This is a genomic window from uncultured Lactobacillus sp., from assembly GCF_947367085.1.
GTDB lineage: Bacteria > Bacillota > Bacilli > Lactobacillales > Lactobacillaceae > Lactobacillus.
Genome location: NZ_CANBCP010000033.1, coordinates 1 through 19,276, shown reverse-complemented (window position 1 = coordinate 19,276; position 19,276 = coordinate 1). Strand labels below are relative to the sequence as shown.

The following is a 19,276-nucleotide window of genomic DNA, read 5'->3' as shown; positions in this document are numbered from 1 at the left end:
TACAATCGGCATTGCGCCAGCTGCGATTAAGTAATTTGGTCCTTCTGATAAAGGGCTAGTCAAAGGTCCCGGTACTGCAAATATATTTCTATTTGCTTCTAAAGCTAGATTTGCCGTAATCAAAGAACCAGATTTTTTCTTAGCTTCTGTGACAATAACATTTTCGCTTAATCCCGCCAGTATACGGTTACGTTCGGAGAACCTAGATACTGTATATTTATGGCGGAATAAGTGCAGCTACATCAACCCTTTGCTTAATTCCTAATAACTAAGCGTGTGCCAAATGTGTGCCAGTTTTAAAACTTCTTACGTTTTCTATAGTTTTATAATGTAATTTAAACTCATTTCTCTTCTATAAAAAAAGAAGTCGAACAACGACTCCTCATCGATTATTTTTAGTTAAGAACCTACTCCTACGGTTTCTCAACTTGATCTTTATTATTATACATCAAAACAATAAAGTAAAATATTTTTATTAATTGTTAATTATTTAATTCGGAGTTTAAGTTTTTAGTAATTCGAGCCGAATTCAGTCTAAACCAATTGTGTAATGTGAAAATATTTACTACATTGCCATCATCATCTAAGGTACCTTTTATATCTCGCGGAGATGCATTTTGAACCAGATCATTAGCCGCCGACTTGATCGCTTGATCTAACAATTCAAATAACCTTATTGCTTCTTGTGAATCACTAGATGGTTGTATGTCAAAATTCCATCTTTTGAATAAATCATTTAATGTGTAGTTCAGTTGGTCATTTGCCTGTTTAGCATGCATGTCAGCAATCTTTTTGTCAAAGCCTCTAAGTTGATAAACTTGGTTGATAAATCTGTTATAATTGCTGATTTCAGAAGATAATTGCTTAGTAGTGATAATCAGCTTCTTGTTCCATTTTTCATCAAGCAGGACAGAAATAGGGATCCAAAATCCTTGATTGTATTCAGCAATTGGAATTTGAGAATAGCTCTTTCCATCACTAACCAGATTAGTAAATTGCAAACCTATAGATTCAATAGTTGAAATAGCACCTTTGATTGCTAATTCTCTAAGCCACTGCATTAATCCTGGTTCATGAGGAACACCGATGTATTTATCTGTTTTTTGCCATGCATTTCTATCAAATCTTTCAATCGGTATTGCTGCTGAGTAATAACTATCTTCATTTTTGTTATACGTCCAAATGGCCATTGGTTCACTGAACACGTTTTTATTATTAAATCCTGGTAAGCCAGCTGAAAAGATAGTTGGTTTACCATCTACCCATTCGATATGGAACATACGAGCGGCTAAAGTATAGAGTAAACTAATCGAAAACTCTTGTGGGTTTGGATCAGTTTTTAAAAATTCAACGTAGTCTTGCATGCTTGAAAATTCCCAAATCGGTTTTTCGATTCTATATCCGTCAGAATAAGGTTTAAGAACCAGATTATACATTAACGTTTCAAATAAATTAGTGGATTCAAAGTGAATCGCATCCAGTCTATAATACCAACCTGCTGAAATACTAAAAGATTTGTCGCTCTTAATCTTTGTCTTTTCGGTAGTACCTGAAATATTTTCATACATAATCATCCAGCGAGCCAATTCATCAATTTCTAAATTATCTTTTTCGGAATTGGATTTTGGAGAAAAAACATCGACATCATTTCCACTTTCGGATATAGTTCGATTAATTTGTCTAACGCCAACTACTCCGCGTTTTCTCTCAATATCAATATGTTTATTGTCAGGAACCAATTTATCATATAGATTAGCTGGTACTTGATAAAATATGTCATTGAATTTAAAAAAATCTTTATTAGTTTCAAGGTATTTAATAACTGAATTTGAAAAACTTTTATTTTCAAAAAGTGTTTTCCAAGTATTCAGTAAATCCTCCTCAATAGAATTAGATTCTGAAATTTCTAATACCCTGTATTTACTATCAACTTTGAGCCAAGAATAATTCTTATCGTCTGCATTCATTCGTGAATAAACAGTAGTTAAAATTGCTAATAAGAATCTTAAGATTATCACATCTTGTGTGGGCATTTCCCCAGCGAGACGTCTATAGGTTTGAGCATTTTGAAAGAGAGTCTTGAGTGATACGGTGTCTGTCTTTCCCTCAGTAGTAAGCACTTTGATCCATGGATCATCGATTAAGTTAAAATTGTCTAAATTAGCTTTGTCATATATACTTGCAAGTTTGTGTATTCTTTGCCAGGATGCTTTAGTTAAATCTTCCGGATTAGATCTAAGATTACGGAGAGTAGAATATGGAATTTCATTATTTTTCGATAAATCAATTAGTGAAGTTTTTTTATTGAGAATCAAAGATTTAGCTTTTTCTAAATCGTTCATAGATGTTTATTCCTTTCAGTTATTAGATGATTGTAATTCCTCTTTTATTTGATTTTCGGTTTCTTTCAGGCTTTGCCAATAAGTTACTCCATCATCAATTGCTTTAGGCCATAAAACCCATGCATCTTGATCTTTATCAAATACTAAATAGCCGTAGTTTTCATCATTAACGGTTACATTGACTTTATCAGCATCTTTATCAAATTTAATTTGTTTCATCCTTGTTGCCTCCCAACAATAAATTCTTTAACTAAATGATATTCTCCAAAATGTACTTTGTAAAGTACATTAAACGCAAACAAAAAAAGCCACCCCAGAAGTTCTTAGCTTCCAGAGTGGCTTTTAACATGCTATCTAACTACTTTCCTTTCGTAGTTTATAAAATAATTTGTCCTTTAGTGCCATCAAAGTATTTTCCATCTTGTTCAGAACCAACTTTTAGATATTGTCCTGTTCTGCCGAACACTTTGAATGTTTCACCTTTATAGTGTTTCTTAATACCTTTTGCTGCTGCATTAGGCTCATTTTGCGTCCACGCTTCGTTAGACGTAAGTCTAAATATAGCTGGAGCGGATGAATTAACTGAGAGTGGGTTAATCTTAGTTAGTACATCTGCTTGGCTAAACCATTGATTGGTTCCAGCACATACAGCCCCATTTTTAGCACGACTAATTTTAAAACTCGTACCATAATCACGGTGCCCAACTTTTTTTGTTAAAGTTGAATCCTCATATAGATCGGCACCATTTGAATTATTAATTTTTACAATTCCTAATTGATCATATTGGACTCCTGGATGCCAATTCATTTCATCATCTCCATTATCATTTGAAGCTAGATCAATTACTGCAATATTACCATCAACCCGTGCTCCCTGCCAGTTATCTGTGAACTGCCAGATTGCAATTCCATCCATTGATGGGAAGTAGTTGAAATCTGGTTCATTAACTGCGCCAGATCTTGGATAACTAGCTACCCATAAACTGTTAGGGAACTCTTTAAGAATTAATGAAGTATTTACATTAGTTCTTAAAACATAAGCTCCTGAATAAAGCATAGGTCGGTAGCCCGCATCTTTTACTACTCTCATTGAAGTTAGAATTGCTTGAGTATTAGCAACGGTATTACCTGTGGTTATATTTCCGTCACCTTTTTCCCAGTCGGTAGCTATAAAACTACCTGCTGGAAGACCTAACTGCTTAGCTGTGCTAACGGCATATTCGGCATTTAGTTTAGCCAAGAAAGAATCACCAGAAAAGATAGCCCAAAAATAGCCATATGGTACTTGACCACTAGCTTTTGCTGTAGCAATTTGAGTGGCTGCACTAGGATTTTTATAGCTCGTACCCTCAGTTAACTTAACAAAAACGAACTTTGAGCCAAAATTCACATAGTTATTTGTGCTTGCTGAATTGTTGCTGGATACGTCTACTCCATACATTTGCGTTGTGCTTTCCGCCATGTGTTTTATCTCCTTTCTTTTTGAATGAATCAAAAATATATTGATTATACGTGTAAGTCATCTAGCAATTCATCCTTATTTTCTTTGGGTGACTCAATAATCGATTTGTCTGCCTGTGGACTTGCAGATGATTGATTCTCATTTTCTTTAGGTACTTCTGGGATTGTCTCATGTACAGGAGTGTCTGGAGCCGAAACTTTTGGAATTTCAATCGGTTCAACTGGCGGTTCTACCCCTGTATCAGATTTAACTACATCATCATAAGCATGTTGAACATAATTGCGAATAGTGGATTCATCAATTGGTAATTGAGGATAGAGCGACTTAATTTGCTTATATACCTCATTAGTTGCATCATCTAGCTTTTTGCTTCCATCTTTGCCATCAATAGATGCTTGATAGTTAGACGCTCGCAAGGCGAGTGTTCCGATAAAATCAAAAACATCTGCCAACTGGGGATGCTTAATTCTAAGCTGGGCAATTTTAGTCTTACTATGTAGATAAAAAGCACTCGTTAAAGTACCAAGTACGATAACGAATGCCCAGATAACATTGATCACTAGGTCTGTCTTATTCATTAGAAACATCCGCTTTCTTCAATTCTCCATGTGATAAATAGCTGATGATTTCAATAACGTCCGTCTTGATATCTGACGGTACTAGATCAATACTTATTTTTTCATCTTGAACTAAAACTACATAGTCCATCACTCGAGTATTAATGTTTTTCATTTTCAAGCCTCTCAATCTTTCTTTTTAGTTGAGCAATTGTCTTATCCTTCTCATCATTACCTTTTTCTGCAGTGAGCCACCGTTGACGATAGAACTCAGTATCTTCCTTCTTCTGGTTAACTTCTTCTCTAAGTGTCTTAATCGTATCTTGGTAAGTTGTCCGGTGTTTCTTGCCCCATGCATTATAGGCAATTACCAAGCCCCCAATGAGGGAAACCAGCGCGTTGATAATTGTAGATACATCATGCAACTGGAGCACCTCCTATACATCTCTAGCAGTCAATACCGTAATGTAAAAACAGAACATGTCGCCTAGTGCTGTATGTCCCATTCTGTACTCCACAGTAAAGGCTCCATGAGTAATCTGGAATGTTGCCAAAGCTAAAAATGCCACACCAGCTAAAACGAGCGATACTTTTTCAATATTTAATGCTACATTATGTGTTTTATCATCTAAGATCCGCTCTCTCATAGTGGATGAAATTAATAAAGCCGTACCAATCAAAGTGAACAGTAAATCAAGATAATTGTTGTTAAGATATGCAGCAAGTTCAGGAGGATAAAAGAAGTATCCACTCGCCCAACTTAATAAAAGTCCTTTTAGAATTAAAACTAAAGAGATTCCGAGTTCCGCATTTCGTGGTGTCAGACTAAGCCTGTTCAGAAATTTCTGAATCATACTTATCGCCTGTGATTCTTTCATAACCTTCGGTAGATAAGAACCCTTGAGCTACGATACCTCTTAAACCGTTCTTATCCATCCAACCGAATTGATAATCCATCTTGTACATTTGTTCAAATTGTTCAGCGAAAATACCCATTATTCCTTACCTCCGTTTTCAGTTGTTTCATTTTTCGATTCAGTGTTTGTAGTTGGTGCACTTTGATTATCTGCCCCAACTTTTTGAGCAACAGCTGCTAAAGTCTGTTGCATGGTCATCATCATTTTTTGAGTTGACATGATTTGTTGAGCAACCAATTGGCTTTGTTGACCACTAGCTTTTTGTGTATTTGCTAATGTCTGAGCAGTCTTTTCTAACTTGTCGGCCGTAGTATCAAGTTCTTTAACTTTTTCTTCTGTTGCTGCAATTCTTTGACCATAGGTTTCAGTGTCATTATCGTGCCATTCAGACTTATTCCAATCATATTTTGGAGATTTTAAGCTTGGATCAGGAGCTTCCACAACAAATGGCCAGGTATTTCTTTCTAAGGTCACAGCCATTAAAACTGGGATACATGGCTGATCATCTTTACTAATATAATAAGTATTAATTGTTTGTGACATTTTTATTGTCCTTTCTACTTCATGAAAAAAAGCCCTAGTGAAACGCCCGCTAAGGCTTGAGTTTTTGAAAACAAAAAAAGAACCATTGAAAATCAATGATTCTTATAATTAAAATTTAAATTTAATCTTTACATATTTTGTCGGCATAAATTCATAGGGAGATAAAGAACCAGTATTAACATAGGTTAGACGTAGATGCTTTCCGCCATCTTCAATTGAAGTTTGAAGGGTACCAAATAGGTTACCAGTATTTATTGAGTAACTATTGGGTGCCTGTGCAACCAACTGAGAAGGTCTGGCTGGTGCGCTGGAGGGATCATATTCATTTGTGGGGAGTCCAGTATAATACTGATGCTGATCGTCATAGGGACACCACATGGGATAGAAATAAATTCCACTTTCGTCATAGAATGGAGCAGTGATCCCCCCTACTGTTGCCATATGTTCTTTAGGCAATCTATCAATATCTAATAGTGCTGTATCGCCCTTAAAAACTAGTTCAGTATTAATCCCATAGTGATATTGCCAAAGCGTACCAGTTTGGTTAAATATTTTTTCAATATTATCTGAGCCAACCATTACTTTCTTTATAGAATTATCAATCAGCATGCTACCACCTCCTCTTGAAGGCTGTAGCAAGGTGGATAGAGGAGGTTATTTACCCCCCCCACCTGATAATTCTTTAGCTGTCCTTAAGTACGGCAACAAATCGGAATATTTGTACCAGTATATGCTGCCATATCGAGCCATCATACCGACAAAAGTTTCTCCTTTAGGGTCTTTGACTATGCCCAAGATTAGGTAAGGGACGAGAGAAGTAATAGAGCCATTATTGTATTCATCTGGGGTCGTTAATGAAAACTTGAATTTATCTCCTGCGGCGTCGGCTTCATAATCCAAATAGTAACGATTTATAGATCGGTTCTCTTGAGTGACTTGAATTACTTTGCCACCAATTGGTACAAATTTAGCATTACCAATCATTATTTCTGAAATATTAATCATGCTGCCACCTCACTTTCAAGGTGGTTAACTATCTTATGTATTAAAAGATAGAGGGCTTTAACTACCCCCCCAATAATTAAATTGTTATTGGCTTCAATTATGACATCATAAGATGAATATGGCTTGTTTATTGGATCAGCGCCAATATGCCAAAATTGCTTACCATACTTATCTTGAATAATTGATTTAATTATTGCTGTTTCGGGGTGATCGCCATCACTCATCCAAAATAATTCTTCTTGGGCAATTTTACCGCTGAAAACATCTGATAAAACATCAACTAAATTGGTCGTAGAGCTAATCCACTTTAATGAATTATTTAACTTTACAGTAGAATACAAAATATCCTTCTTATAAGTTCCCTGACTCGTGATGATTTCACTAATAGCCATTTAATACACCGCCTTTCTTACAGAAAAACGATGCAATAGTTTGATAGAGGCGGATTTTACCCCCCCCTACAATTTTTACAGCACTTTCAGCAATAAAACACCAATCATTAGCGACTTTAGCCATGTAACCCTTAGTGCCGTGCAAAGTTACGCGTCCATACAAATAAGCAGGGTTATTATAAATGGCACAATTTGGTGCACCAATAGTTAAATCTGTTTGATATGCCAAATAGCCATTAGGATCAGTTGGAACGGCTTTTACTCCGTTTAATTCTTTAAAGAATTTACCTTCACTAGTCATAATTTCTTTAATCATGCTGCCACCTCCAAACGCTGAAAGTAGCTAAGAATGCGACTATAGAGGGCTTTAACTACCCCCCCAATTTGAGATTTTTCAACCCATACAGATTGACTATTCATTACCACATGAATATATTTTTTACCATTAATATTTACTTCGTAATCAACGGTTCCATTACCGCCATTGTCTACCGTCCAGCTTTGAGCTTTTATAGTAAAGTTATCTGGATTATTGTTTGTTTCAACATTACATTGAGGTGCAGTACCAGGCACATAAACGCTTTGACCAATTAAACTCTTTTCAAATTTTCCCGCACTAGTAATGATTTCTTTAATCAATTTTTATCATCCTTTCACGAAAATAATTGCATTCGGATGTGAAGCAAGATAAGTATTACCTTCAGCTTCACTTGAAACGGTTTGAATATCTGGCATTTTAGACTCAAGTACTCCTACTCTTTGAGTCAATTCGTGATCTAATGAATTCATTCTTGAATTTAAGTTGGTAATATCACTCTTTGAAGCCACATCCGGTTTTCCATCAATGTTATTCCAATCTAACCTACCAGTATACTTACCATCCATTCTAATGGCTGCGACTTCAGAGCCACCATTATTTCTAAAAGAAACGTGGTTAGAGTTGTCATCGCCTAACTGAATGACAAGATCTAGGTTATCATTGCCGTTCTGATCGGCAAATATTTTTATGTTATCTGTTCCACCTTGCCAATATAAGCCACCTAAATTACCGGTTTTATCATTGATATTTCCGCCATTCCAGTTAATGGTGGATCGCAAATTCATGTTACCACCAGCACGTGATAAGGCATTGTTTGAAGAATTTTTAACAGCCTCAAATTCAGATCTGGTAGGGATCTTTTGCCATGTTCCCCACTCAGTTCCATTTTTTGCGTTAATATAAATTTCTTGATCCTGACTAAGTAGGATAGCCGTCCCCCATCCTCCAGGATAAAATTTATAAATCACATTAAACCAGGATTTGTTGCCCAGTTCAGTCGGCTTATTCTTGACGCTTGAGCCATTGCCATTATAGGTTCTAACTTGTGAGCTATCATAGGCAAATAAGTCCTCATTTTCATTACCAAATACTTGATTTGCAATTTGCTGCCATGGTTGAAAGTTTGGCCCTTCAATATAACGGTAAGCAAACCCATTCTTTCCTGGCATTCCTACTGGAATCCAAAATTGTGTTTTAGCATTACCATCATAATTGGCAACAATTAGAGTCCCTCTGTGATCGTTAAAAAAGTAAGGTGTATTTGTATTATCTGAGTTTGGGCAATTATACACTGACAATTGCATCTGATTGCCTAAAATTTTATTCAAATCAACTGGGCTGCTTAATCTATGTGCACCGCTACCACGCAATGCTTGAATTGCATCTGCAAAAGTTTTTAAAGTTCCTGAATCAGTTAACCAGCGGTGGTCATAGCGATTCGTTTCATTTGTGACGTTCTTTGTGTCAATATCATAGCCTATAGTAATTGGGCCGCTAGGGACATTTGCAGCAATTTTATTATCGATATCTTGGTTTGTGTATGAAGTGGTTGGCTGTTTCAACTGTTGCCAATCTGCATATGTGCCACCGCCTGCTCCACGAAAGAACATAATAGTTGGGTTATTAGTAGAATAGGCTAATTGCCAACCATCGCCATCTTCACGATAGCAAATAATCATACCGAAATGATCAATTGGTGGGATATGCTTAATTTTTTGCCATTGATCCTCTGTGAGATTTCTTGGATTATATCGGCCTTCGGGGAGCTTATCTAAATCTGTGATATCTGTTGGGAAAGGGATCGCTCTTGCTACTGCAACCTCAGTCTTTTTAGCATAGCTGGAGAAATCAATTGCAGACATATCTGCACGCAATTTATCAACTTTGGATTGAACCTCTGTTGCCTTTTGATCCATAGCTGGTAATGACGTTTTGCTCAAAGTATCAATATCTTTTCGAATTGTATCCAAAGTTGAATTAATGCTATTTACAGCATTATCAAGAAATGCCTTTTGGGCAGTCCAGGCAGCATTAATATCATCCGTTTGCTTTTTCCAAGCTGCACTAATAGTAGAATTTTGATTGTCGGCTCTATCTTGAATAGAACTGTTTTGACTGTCAGCTCTTGCTTGAATATCCTTGTTTTGGCTATCAGCTCTTGCTTGAATATCCTTGTTTTGTTTATCAGCTCGGTTTTGAATTGACGTATGCTGTGTGGATGCTTCACCATCAATTCTAGATTTATCATCTTGCCATTCTTTATCAATACGTGCCTTATCGTTTACCCAATCTTGATCGATTCGAGCTTTGTCAGCTTTATAATCATTATCTCGATTTGTTCTATCAGCATTGTAAGTATTGGTTCTTTGAGTTTGATCATTATTGAAAGCTCCCCATCTTTGCCTTTCAGCAGAATCATATGCTGATTGCATGGAGGTTAATTTACTATTTAACTGATTTTGAGCATTAGAGAGGTTAGTAGATAAATCATGAGTAAATTTATTGGTTTGGTCATCCTCAAGTTTTTTTGCAGCGTCAACTAGAGCTTGCATTTTGTCTCTTAATAGTTCAAGCGATCTTACATATTCACTGTTATAGATATTTACATTAAATGCATCATCTACTTCAATTTTAAAGCTTTGTGTACTGTCGACTTTGCTTCCTGAGGCATCTGAAATATCAAACCAAGCTGTACCACTACCGGCATAGGTTTGGTCATGCAAAGTATATTTAATTGAGCCATTTCTTGCATCAACAATAGTTACATTACTGTCTGATAAAAACTTATTGTTAGCTTTTCTATCATTAAACGTAACATGTAAGTTTGTTAAATCATATGGTCTAGAATCCGCATCTAAAAAAGAGGCTTCAATTAAGCCTCCCTTTTCTGTTTGACGAACTGCAACTCTAACCATTCTTTTCAAATTCTTATTTGTGTCTAGTGTTAGATGAGGTATGCTCATCAGCCTTACCTCCTTCCAAAGCTTTAAGCTTTATTTTTAATTCTGAATTTTCGGATTGTAATGATTCAATTACAACTTCCATTTTTGCAATTTTCAAATTTAAAGTTGCGTTTGCCGTTCCTAAATTAGAAGCTAATCGGTTTAGAGCTTGTTCAATATCTATTTGCAAATTTGTACCTACTTTCTGCTTAATGCTTTATATAAGTCATTCCAAGTGAACCAATGTTCACTTCCTCCTGCGCTTAATCTAATGTCGTAGCCGTTGGTAGCAATTGTGTAAACAGCGCCTGGATTATTAGTGCTGGCGGAAAATCCTGAAGCTGACATTACAGCCGAATTACCATTATTATGTGAATAAATTTCTCCGACGCCTTCAATATCAACACCTTTTATGGATAAAGCATCTACTCTACCAAAGTCAACGTATTCTCCCGCAATCCTTCCTTCACTATCAATCGCTGTCCTTAAGTTGCCATCTGGTCCTATAAATTGAAGCCCATTTGCGTTGAACTTCATTTGACCACCACTACCGGTTTCAGCAACTAATTCAGTTGGAGATCGCCAATTTGGAATAGCTTGAATAACTCCGCCGGAATTACTATTAATCCATTCATTTATACTAGAAACATCAGAGTCAATTTTTTGCATTTCAGCTAAAGTACTTTCGTAATGCATTTGAACAGCATCCTTTACGCCTCCGACTTCATTCATGATCTTAGCAACAGCTGCTTTTTGGTCATCACCTTGTTCTTTCATCGCCTGATGAAGTTGACCAAATAAATGTGTACTTTTTCTTTCAAGAGTTGTCGTATTCTTTTGAACAGTTTTTTGAACATATTGGCCTAAAATATGTTCATAAGAAACAGGTAAATCCCCGATGGTAATTTGAGTGAATTCTTCTTTTAGCGGATCCCATATCACTGAATTTACTTCTGCTTTTTGTTCAAGATTTAATTTTTCATACTGAACATGAACTAAATCGTATAGATCCACTTCATCGCAGATTTGTTGATAATCAAGAGTCATTGAAGTGTTAGGATAGCCAATACGATATTGTTTGATATATTGATCAGCCAGTTCCTTTAATCTATCAGCATCTCTTACGTTATAAGATGAAAAATCCACCGTCTGAATCCGTAGACGCTCATTATCATCCATGAAAGGTGAAGTAACAATTGAATTTGGTAATGTCACTGTTACATCTTGGACTGGTACTTCAAGATTAGCTTCAGCTGAATCGTAATCTCCCGGCGCAACATCAGTAGGGTTTTCAAAAGTGAAGTAGTCTGCATCTACCCATCTACCTTCCCCAATTTCATACCAAGTTTTACCATTTGAGTCAGCACTTGAGAGAATTGGGACTTGAGTTCCTACACCGACCCATTGATTAGTAACTCTTGTACCATTAGGTGCATTGTAAATAGGGATCTTGCCGGTTTTTTGAGCAACATCTTTTTGGATATCGTCAATATTAGGCTTTACAGTACCGGCTTGAGTAAATGAGATCGTATCATCTTCTTTAACCCAAATATAGGTACTGATTTGATACCAGGTTTGATCCTTATAATCTGTGGCAACATTAGTAATTAACCATCTCGAACCTTCTGGAGCACTCCAAGATATTTGCTTACCAGTCCCAGGTCCAGTCATCGCTGTTATAGCTTTCTTTTTAATTACAATTTGCTTGGACCGTTTTCTTCTAGTTGAGCTTTTTTTAACGCCTTTAGCAACAGCTACTTTTTTTGTTGTTTTAGGTTTCTGGGGCTGCCCTGCAACCGATAAAATACCGCGAGTACCATTTTTAGTGTAATCATTCTCTTTAGTTAAAACCAAATATTGAGAGTCAATCCATTGACTCTCTCGATTACCTAAGCAATACCAAACCTTCCCAGAGTAATCCGTCGCTTTGGCGAAAATCTTAAAAGAACGGCCATTAGCAACATATTGACCAGATACATGGCGACCTGTAAAAGGACTGGTCCAAAGGGCTACTTTTCCTTTACCACTATAGGAAATTGTTCCTACACCACTGTAGTCTACAATTAAGCCTTCTCCGTCAGCACTATCAGATGATACACGAATAGTTCCTTGACCTTGGGCTTTGTTAACTACATAAGCGCCCGTTTTATCAAAGGTGAAAAAGTGTTCGTCGATCCATTGACCATTTCCAATAAGATACCAGGTATCACCATTAACGGTATTATCATCGGCTTTCTTTTCTACTTGATAATAAGATCCATTTTTTACATGCCCATTAACATGATGTCCTTCATATGGACTATCAAATGTTTGGGCACCTCCTGCTCCAACATATTGCACAACACCTTGACCGTCCATTGGAGTTCCGCCCTCTTGTGCAGTAATGGTGTCTGGCGAATATGTCGCATAAGGAAAAATGGCATTATAAGTATTATCAACGTTAGTATCTTGATTTAGTGATTTTAGGCGTCTACCATATTTAACAACCAATCCAGTATCTTGCCCTGCATGTTGCAAGAGCGAAAATTTGTAGTTATCAAAAGTCCACTCTCCACTATAGAGAGCTTGCATGGTATTAACAGTTTCATCACCAGCTTGATCTTCGCCCAATAATAAATTGATTGCAGCGGTAGCATCCTTAAAAGACCAACCTAAATTAGCCACTTTGGGAATATCAGAGTAGAAAGAAAGCTCCGGGAGTGGATCTCCTAGAGCTTCTTTAATACTGTCAAATGCAGTTTCAGGACTAGCATTAGCAATGCTAATATCTTTTGTAATGACATTATATGCAAGATCACCAGCAACGTGAGTAGCTGAAATACTTAATTCTTCTAGTTTGTCACCATTAACTTGAGAAATTCGAAATTTTTGTTCTTTCTCATCATCTCTTGGCCCCATACTAGTCACAATTATTCGACCTGGTTTAAGCTCAGGTGCAAGAATATCGTCTTTGTCATAGGTTAATGTTAAAACTGGTACTTTATTTGCATCTCTTTGTACCGATGCTGTTTTTATTCCTTTCATAGGGCCAAGCCCCATGTTGGATAAACTGTCTGATGCTTTATTATAAAGACGTGGATAATGACGCACTTTATTGATCATCATTATGCTAATTTCCTCCAATTTGGTTTAAATTCAAATACCGATGCTGTCCCAGACTTTAAAGCGATTGTGTTTTCACCAGGTATTAAAATCGGAAAATCGTTATTTGGAAATTCTGCAAGACTGCTTCTGTTTTCATTCATTGAATGTTTGTAAATCCATTGCATCTCACTATCAACGAATATTTCTCCGTCTACTCCATTTAATTTATAATCTTGACCATTCACTTCAATTACAAAGTCACCATTCCCAATTATATGGAAAGTTGGTTCTGCAAAAATTTGTTCAGTATTAATTACTGGAGATACAATCGGCTTAAACTCAGCTCCATCTAGCCGCTTCATAAACGGCTTACAATTAAATGAAATTGAAGCGGTTGCTTCAAAATCATTTTGAGGGGTGAAACTGGCAGGCTGTGACAGATAGCCTTCCCAGCGCCAATCATTTTGTGAAGTTATATAAATAGGCTGGTAAGTTTCGCTTACTAGCCATTGATTAATATCTAGACTTAAATGAGACCATGTTTCATAACCGGCCTCTGTCGTTGCATATAAATTGAATGTTTGCGTTATATTAGGATACCTGTGATTACTTGTAAGCAAATCTCCACTATGTCCTGCTATAGACACTGGTGAAAGTTCGGGAGATGCATGAGCAATTACTAATGGATATTGGATATATGTTCCATAATCACTTATTAATGACTGATCTTTAACAATTAAGTCTGTACTCATTTATCCTCCTTTACATTCCACTTAATCCCAATCTACGGGCTATTTCTGCTTTAGTATTTTCAATACGGTTATATGGAGCAATAGCTTTCGCAATTTGGCGACTATCTAAAGTAACAGTAGTTTCGATAGTTTGATCTTGAGATAGTAGTTTTTCTAGTAATCCAATTAAAGAGTCTAATTTTTGGCTTACTATATTGGTTTCGCTATTATCAGATTTGATAAGCGGTTTTCCACTATCTGCTTGCATTCGTGCAATAACTTGGGACATCAATTCTAAAGCTCTTGGGCGCTTACTTAGATCCATAGGAATAATAGCTTCCAATTTGTTGCCCTCAGATATTTCTGCTAATTGATGTTTGTATGAAAAGCCACCATCGGCAAATCTTGGAGCTCCGCTTGGACCCCAACCACCACCTGGGGCAATATCGTTAAACCAATTTGAATCATTGAATAATGCAAGTAATTGATCAAAACCGCTTCTGATATTGTTATGTCCTCTAATAGCATAACGATCAAAAGTGGGCTGAATAAACTGAACTAATCCAATAGAAGGATGTCCTGCTCGAGCATTACTATCCCAAGTATTAACTACTGTAGGGCTACCATTTGATTCGTGAGCAATATTACTCAAAATTTTTGCCAAGCCAGCAGAAGTTAAGTTAACATGCATCATTTTGGCTGCTTTTTCGATGTAGGGACGCCATCTTGCAACGCCTGCACCACCAGGATTAGCAATTGATCCGCCAAATTCATCAATAGCTTTCTTAAATGGATTCTTAATTGCATTCAAGAATGCATTTGATAAAGCACTACCAAAATCTCTCACCACTGCTGAACCTGTAGCAAAACTAGCTTTGCTATAAAAGGCTTTCTTTAAAGCTTTTAATGGGTTTTTATCAATTTCATCCATCATCTTTAAAGCTTGTTCAGGATCCAACGTACCATCTGCATAAGCAGAAATTCCATGTTTAGCCATAAGGCTGTATGTATCATCCCCATTAAGCACTTGTGTTCCTTTTGGTGCGTTAGGAATAAATGTGTCTTTTTGACTAAACATAGTCCATGGCTTGCCCGGGAATTTAACAAGTTCTTTCCAATGTGGCTTTGCGCTGTCGTTAATTAACATATGACCACCTGGATGCCCTTTTTCGGTACCATTAGCATATCTAATAGTTGACAGTTTCTTGTCCCCTCCAAATTGACCAATGACACTGTTAACACCACCGATACCTGCATTCATGCGACTAATTACACTTCTCATAGCAGAAGACGCATATCCAGGTAATGTGTTTAATCCAGTCCTAAAAGTAGTTTGTACACTTGTGATAAAACTCTTCCATTGAGATAAGAATGTCTTTTGGAAATCTCCCCGTTCTTTCTGAACTTTTTTTAAATCAGTGGCGGTTGTTTTTTCAACTGTGGTTAATCCCTTTTTGACAGGGGTATTTAGTTCTTTCCAAAGCTTAGACCAATCTTTGTTAAAGCTAGATTTAAAAGTATCAAGTTTCTTTTCAATTTGTTTTACAGCACTAACAAATCTTTTAGCAAAACTATTACCAGATAAAGCTTTTGTTGCAATTTCTGCTTGGTCACTCATTTCTTCACCAAAAGGATATTTTGTTAAAGCAGTATAGAGCGATTTGACTGCTGAAGTCACGGCACTAATTGAGTTACTCTTTTTGCTCTTAAACGAATTCAAGGCCTTACTAAAGGCTTTCATTCCCGCACTTGAATTCTTTAATGGCTTAGGTAATTCTTTAAAGTATGATGCTAATTTAGATAAAGGCTTGTTAGTATCTTTTAGCAAAGTTGGCAAGCTTTTAGCTTTTTTTCCTTTTCCACCTTGTAATGCTTCTACAAATTCTTGCATTTTTGTAGTAACATTGCTTTTTTTACTCTTAAAGACATCATTTAGCTTCTCAAATCCTTTAGCCATATTCATTAAAGGATTATTCTTATTTCTTTTACCACTGAATAACTTAAGTGACTTACTTATGGCGGACATAGGCTTGTTTAACTTAGAAAATGCATCGGAAACTTTCTTTGCAGGCGTTGCTAAACTCGAAAATGCAGCAACAAGTCCGCTAGTAGATTTCTTTCCTTTGCCCTTTGAAACTCCACCAATTGCAGAACTCAAGTCTTGCAAATCTTTAACGAGTTTATTTTTACCACCTAATACACTGCCTAGACTCTTCAGGCTAGTTGCAAAGTTATTAATTGGATTTTTCTTACCATTTCCTAACTTGGTCATAGCAGAAGTAAACTTAGTAATTGGGGTTTGAAGCTTCTGGAAATTGCTAGTCATAGTCTTTAAAGGACTATTAATTTCCTTCATAGCTCCAACAAAACCAGTTGACTTCTTTTTACCAGCAGTTCCAAATGCTTTTGAAATAGCTTCAAGTTTAGATGCAATACCGTTTTTACCAGAAACAGATCCTAGAACTTTATCTAGATTCTTGAACCCAGTTGCCATAGCATCTAATGGGTTCTTCTTATTCCATCCAGCTAAGTCTTTATTGATGACATAGATTGAAGTCGAAATAGAATCAAGTGGTTTCTTGATAGTCGTTAAGTCATTTTTTAACTTCTTTAAAGGACTTTCAATCTTGTTAAGAACACTATCTAATTTGTTTTTGGTAAATGAGTTGGTTAATCTTTCTACCAAGTTAGGAACAGAATTCTTCCCTTTTAATACGTGGTAGAACGTTGTTTGCATCTTATCTAAGCCTTTACCTAGCTTTTCAAACTCAGTTGTTTTGCCAGATACCAAGGCTTTCATAGCTTTTTGAAGCTTACCAAATGAAGAAGAAACAGATGAAATTGGATCTTTTAACTTGTTAACTTTTGATTTTAATTTATCAAAAGCATCAGCTAAGGCTTTTGAGTTATCAATTAAACCGTTTGACTTTTTACCAGATTTCAAAGTATCATTAAGCTTCTCTAGTCCCTTTTTGATACTTGTAGAGTGCTTTTGTAAGGTTTTGTCTAAGTCTGGTAAGTCTTTATTAAATACTTGGAAAGCATCCTTTTTAGCCATTGAGGATGTGAATTTCGCCAAAGTTGAAAAAGCTTCCCCAATCTTTTTAATAGGAGTAGCCGCTTTAGTCCAGCCACTTGTATGACCAACTAAAGCCTTATTCATTGCGTTTAATTCTTTGGTTGGATCATTTTTCTTAATGGTGGCTTTTAACTTGCTCAAAGAGCTAGTATAAGCAGTAATTGCCTTGTTCATTGCTTTAACGTTAGCAATGTCTTTCTTTGAATAGTGATTACCACCTAAAGATTTGATCTTAGCCGCTGTCGGAGTGCTCTTTTTGGAAGACGTTGAAGAACTCTTTTTGGTTTTGCCGAGAATGTTTTTATCCCACCAGGACGAAAATCCCGACCATGCAGATTGAAAGCTCTTAAGAGTATTGTGACCAGCACCTTTCCAATCTCCTTTTTGAATTAAAGAGATTGATTTACTGGTCCAATTTTTTATTCCTTTTAAGCCGTGTTTGTCTAGCCAGCTAACTACGCCAGAAATTGCTTGTTCTCCACCTTTTCTGACGGTTTCCCATGCTCCCTTAAAGTCGCCTTTAAGAAGTTTACCTAATGCCGTACCAGTTCCCTTAACAAATGAACAATAGGAGGTCCACATATCTTTGCCGACATTAATGCCATTTTTAACTGCTACTCCAAATCCTCTTGTAAGTTCTGGCCAATATCTGCCAGCTGTGGTTCCGATTAATTGTCCTAGCCCAGCTCCGACTAATGTTCCAATTCCAGGTATGATTGAGCCAAGAGCTGCTCCTATGCCAGCTCCCATTGCACCACCAACACCCGAACCTAATTGACGGGATTGCTCTGGTGAGTTTTTCTTTCTAATGCCTCCGATAATGTCTAGAGCATTACCTGCTAATCCTAGTCCCAGGAATCCTTTATCAAAGAATCCCATCGCACTTTTACCAAGACCTAATAGTTTCCAAAAACTACCTTTTATTTTTCCTAAAAATCCAGTAGAAGCCTTCGCTCCAACTTCTGCGCCAGCCTTAGCAGCACCACCAAAAATTTTCCAATTTTTAAGATTTATTTTACTTAGTAATGACTTAAATTTACCAAAAAAGCCTTTAGAAGCAGTTGTTCCAGCGGCTTCTGCGGCTGGTTTAACTCCTCTAAATACTTCAGCGAATGTCAGTCCAGAGCCGCCTTTAAGTTTTAGACGAAGTCGCTTAAAGAAGCCCATATGAACTTTATCAGCGGCTTTTTCAGCTTCCTTTACAGCCTTTCCCTCTTTGCCAGAGCCACCTACATTATCAAGGATAGTATCTAATGCGTCTCCAGAAGATGAGCCACCGGTTGCCCCACTAGTAGGCTTTGTATTTTTTTGATCAAGCCCAATTTGCTGTTTAGTAAGATTGATGGATTCTTCTTGAAGCTTAATCATTCGCTCCATATAAGCATTTCGTTCTTGAACAAGCTTATTGCCTTTACGCCAATTAAAGAGACTTCCAACATCTTTACCGAGAGCAGCTACTCCTTGAATTGATTTTTTCAGCAATTTCAAAGGAATAAAAATCGTAGCAATTGCTCCCACTGCTTGACCAGCAAAACGAACGAAAGCGTTTTTGTTCTTATTTCCGCCCATTTTAGTGTTCATCCAGCTAAAGAATGCTTTAACATTTTTAACCGCTGTACTTACACCTGGTAAATGAGAGAACCAATTTCCAATGGATTTCAAAGAGTTTAAGGCATTTTTGCTTCCATCTTTTATACCTTGGAAAAACATGATAATATCAGAAGAATGTTTCCCAATTTCAGAACTGGTATTACCAATCGCTTTTGCAACACCATTAATGCTTGCTTGACCTTCTTTAGAAACAACCCAATTACCAAAGGCTTTGGCAACTTTGTTGTTAGAAGGTAGTACTTTTGCTCCAACTGAGATGGCAAGATCTTGTACTGCCAGTTCTAGTTGCTTC

Annotated in this window: 18 protein-coding genes and 2 pseudogenes; all 20 read right to left on the bottom strand. The window is 36.7% G+C overall.

What is annotated here, in order from left to right; genetic code table 11:
- A pseudogene (locus Q0Y70_RS06510) lies at nt 1-213 on the bottom strand (DNA-processing protein DprA); the annotation flags it as partial.
- A 269-nt stretch (nt 214-482) separates the two neighbouring features.
- The gene (locus Q0Y70_RS06505) at nt 483-2,342 is read right to left on the bottom strand and encodes a type I-E CRISPR-associated protein Cse1/CasA (RefSeq protein ID WP_297818548.1); all 1,860 of its coding nucleotides are present in this window, start codon (nt 2,340-2,342) and stop codon (nt 483-485) included.
- Between the two features lie 15 nt (nt 2,343-2,357).
- Nucleotides 2,358-2,561, bottom strand: coding sequence for a hypothetical protein (locus Q0Y70_RS06500; protein ID WP_297818545.1), 204 nt, complete (start codon nt 2,559-2,561; stop codon nt 2,358-2,360).
- 157 nt (nt 2,562-2,718) lie between these two features.
- Nucleotides 2,719-3,804: a GH25 family lysozyme gene (locus Q0Y70_RS06495; protein ID WP_297818542.1), complete on the bottom strand. Its 1,086-nt coding sequence runs from the start codon at nt 3,802-3,804 to the stop codon at nt 2,719-2,721.
- 44 nt (nt 3,805-3,848) lie between these two features.
- Nucleotides 3,849-4,382, bottom strand: coding sequence for a holin (locus Q0Y70_RS06490; RefSeq protein WP_297818538.1), 534 nt, complete (start codon nt 4,380-4,382; stop codon nt 3,849-3,851).
- Nucleotides 4,375-4,536 carry a hypothetical protein gene (locus Q0Y70_RS06485; protein ID WP_297818536.1) on the bottom strand — a complete coding sequence of 54 codons (162 nt, stop codon included), beginning with the start codon at nt 4,534-4,536 and terminating at the stop codon, nt 4,375-4,377. The genes Q0Y70_RS06490 and Q0Y70_RS06485 overlap by 8 nt, the downstream gene beginning before the upstream one ends.
- On the bottom strand, nt 4,523-4,786 hold the full coding sequence (locus tag Q0Y70_RS06480) for a hypothetical protein (protein ID WP_297818533.1): 264 nt from the start codon (nt 4,784-4,786) through the stop codon (nt 4,523-4,525). Before Q0Y70_RS06480 ends, Q0Y70_RS06485 begins: the two co-directional genes overlap by 14 nt.
- Before the next feature lie 12 nt (nt 4,787-4,798).
- On the bottom strand, nt 4,799-5,215 hold the full coding sequence (locus Q0Y70_RS06475) for a hypothetical protein (protein WP_297818530.1): 417 nt from the start codon (nt 5,213-5,215) through the stop codon (nt 4,799-4,801).
- Nucleotides 5,187-5,357, bottom strand: coding sequence for an XkdX family protein (locus Q0Y70_RS06470; RefSeq protein ID WP_297818527.1), 171 nt, complete (start codon nt 5,355-5,357; stop codon nt 5,187-5,189). Before Q0Y70_RS06470 ends, Q0Y70_RS06475 begins: the two co-directional genes overlap by 29 nt.
- Complete coding sequence (locus Q0Y70_RS06465) at nt 5,357-5,821, bottom strand: hypothetical protein (protein WP_297818523.1); 465 nt, start codon at nt 5,819-5,821, stop codon at nt 5,357-5,359. Before Q0Y70_RS06465 ends, Q0Y70_RS06470 begins: the two co-directional genes overlap by 1 nt.
- Nucleotides 5,822-5,929: 108 nt before the next feature.
- Nucleotides 5,930-6,430: a hypothetical protein gene (locus Q0Y70_RS06460; RefSeq protein WP_297818520.1), complete on the bottom strand. Its 501-nt coding sequence runs from the start codon at nt 6,428-6,430 to the stop codon at nt 5,930-5,932.
- A gap of 45 nt (nt 6,431-6,475) precedes the next feature.
- Nucleotides 6,476-6,826: a hypothetical protein gene (locus tag Q0Y70_RS06455; protein ID WP_297818517.1), complete on the bottom strand. Its 351-nt coding sequence runs from the start codon at nt 6,824-6,826 to the stop codon at nt 6,476-6,478.
- Complete coding sequence (locus tag Q0Y70_RS06450) at nt 6,823-7,218, bottom strand: hypothetical protein (RefSeq protein ID WP_297818514.1); 396 nt, start codon at nt 7,216-7,218, stop codon at nt 6,823-6,825. The genes Q0Y70_RS06455 and Q0Y70_RS06450 overlap by 4 nt, the downstream gene beginning before the upstream one ends.
- The gene (locus Q0Y70_RS06445) at nt 7,208-7,534 is read right to left on the bottom strand and encodes a hypothetical protein (protein WP_297818511.1); all 327 of its coding nucleotides are present in this window, start codon (nt 7,532-7,534) and stop codon (nt 7,208-7,210) included. The genes Q0Y70_RS06450 and Q0Y70_RS06445 overlap by 11 nt, the downstream gene beginning before the upstream one ends.
- A complete protein-coding gene (locus Q0Y70_RS06440; RefSeq protein WP_297818508.1) occupies nt 7,531-7,857 on the bottom strand; it encodes a hypothetical protein in 327 nt (108 codons plus the stop codon). The genes Q0Y70_RS06445 and Q0Y70_RS06440 overlap by 4 nt, the downstream gene beginning before the upstream one ends.
- Before the next feature lie 6 nt (nt 7,858-7,863).
- Entirely contained in the window at nt 7,864-10,500 is a 2,637-nt protein-coding gene (locus Q0Y70_RS06435) for a BppU family phage baseplate upper protein (RefSeq protein WP_297818505.1), read from the bottom strand.
- Nucleotides 10,466-10,669 carry a hypothetical protein gene (locus Q0Y70_RS06430; RefSeq protein ID WP_297818502.1) on the bottom strand — a complete coding sequence of 68 codons (204 nt, stop codon included), beginning with the start codon at nt 10,667-10,669 and terminating at the stop codon, nt 10,466-10,468. The genes Q0Y70_RS06435 and Q0Y70_RS06430 overlap by 35 nt, the downstream gene beginning before the upstream one ends.
- An 8-nt stretch (nt 10,670-10,677) precedes the next feature.
- A complete protein-coding gene (locus Q0Y70_RS06425; protein ID WP_297818499.1) occupies nt 10,678-13,584 on the bottom strand; it encodes a phage tail spike protein in 2,907 nt (968 codons plus the stop codon).
- A complete protein-coding gene (locus Q0Y70_RS06420; protein WP_297818496.1) occupies nt 13,584-14,315 on the bottom strand; it encodes a hypothetical protein in 732 nt (243 codons plus the stop codon). Before Q0Y70_RS06420 ends, Q0Y70_RS06425 begins: the two co-directional genes overlap by 1 nt.
- Before the next feature lie 10 nt (nt 14,316-14,325).
- Nucleotides 14,326-19,276 (bottom strand): annotated as a pseudogene (locus Q0Y70_RS06415) (hypothetical protein); the annotation flags it as partial.

Excerpts from the sequence above, each read along its gene's own strand:
- Q0Y70_RS06420 (WP_297818496.1), bottom strand. The coding sequence starts at position 14,315 with ATGAGTACAGACTTAATTGTTAAAGATCAGTCATTAATAAGTGATTAT.
- Q0Y70_RS06435 (WP_297818505.1), bottom strand. The coding sequence starts at position 10,500 with ATGAGCATACCTCATCTAACACTAGACACAAATAAGAATTTGAAAAGA.
- Q0Y70_RS06470 (WP_297818527.1), bottom strand. The coding sequence starts at position 5,357 with ATGGGTATTTTCGCTGAACAATTTGAACAAATGTACAAGATGGATTAT.
- Q0Y70_RS06485 (WP_297818536.1), bottom strand. The coding sequence starts at position 4,536 with ATGAAAAACATTAATACTCGAGTGATGGACTATGTAGTTTTAGTTCAA.
- Q0Y70_RS06445 (WP_297818511.1), bottom strand. The coding sequence starts at position 7,534 with ATGATTAAAGAAATTATGACTAGTGAAGGTAAATTCTTTAAAGAATTA.
- Q0Y70_RS06425 (WP_297818499.1), bottom strand. The coding sequence starts at position 13,584 with ATGATGATCAATAAAGTGCGTCATTATCCACGTCTTTATAATAAAGCA.
- Q0Y70_RS06505 (WP_297818548.1), bottom strand. The coding sequence starts at position 2,342 with ATGAACGATTTAGAAAAAGCTAAATCTTTGATTCTCAATAAAAAAACT.
- Q0Y70_RS06500 (WP_297818545.1), bottom strand. The coding sequence starts at position 2,561 with ATGAAACAAATTAAATTTGATAAAGATGCTGATAAAGTCAATGTAACC.
- Q0Y70_RS06450 (WP_297818514.1), bottom strand. The coding sequence starts at position 7,218 with ATGGCTATTAGTGAAATCATCACGAGTCAGGGAACTTATAAGAAGGAT.
- Q0Y70_RS06490 (WP_297818538.1), bottom strand. The coding sequence starts at position 4,382 with ATGAATAAGACAGACCTAGTGATCAATGTTATCTGGGCATTCGTTATC.
- Q0Y70_RS06465 (WP_297818523.1), bottom strand. The coding sequence starts at position 5,821 with ATGTCACAAACAATTAATACTTATTATATTAGTAAAGATGATCAGCCA.
- Q0Y70_RS06455 (WP_297818517.1), bottom strand. The coding sequence starts at position 6,826 with ATGATTAATATTTCAGAAATAATGATTGGTAATGCTAAATTTGTACCA.
- Q0Y70_RS06460 (WP_297818520.1), bottom strand. The coding sequence starts at position 6,430 with ATGCTGATTGATAATTCTATAAAGAAAGTAATGGTTGGCTCAGATAAT.
- Q0Y70_RS06475 (WP_297818530.1), bottom strand. The coding sequence starts at position 5,215 with ATGATTCAGAAATTTCTGAACAGGCTTAGTCTGACACCACGAAATGCG.
- Q0Y70_RS06495 (WP_297818542.1), bottom strand. The coding sequence starts at position 3,804 with ATGGCGGAAAGCACAACGCAAATGTATGGAGTAGACGTATCCAGCAAC.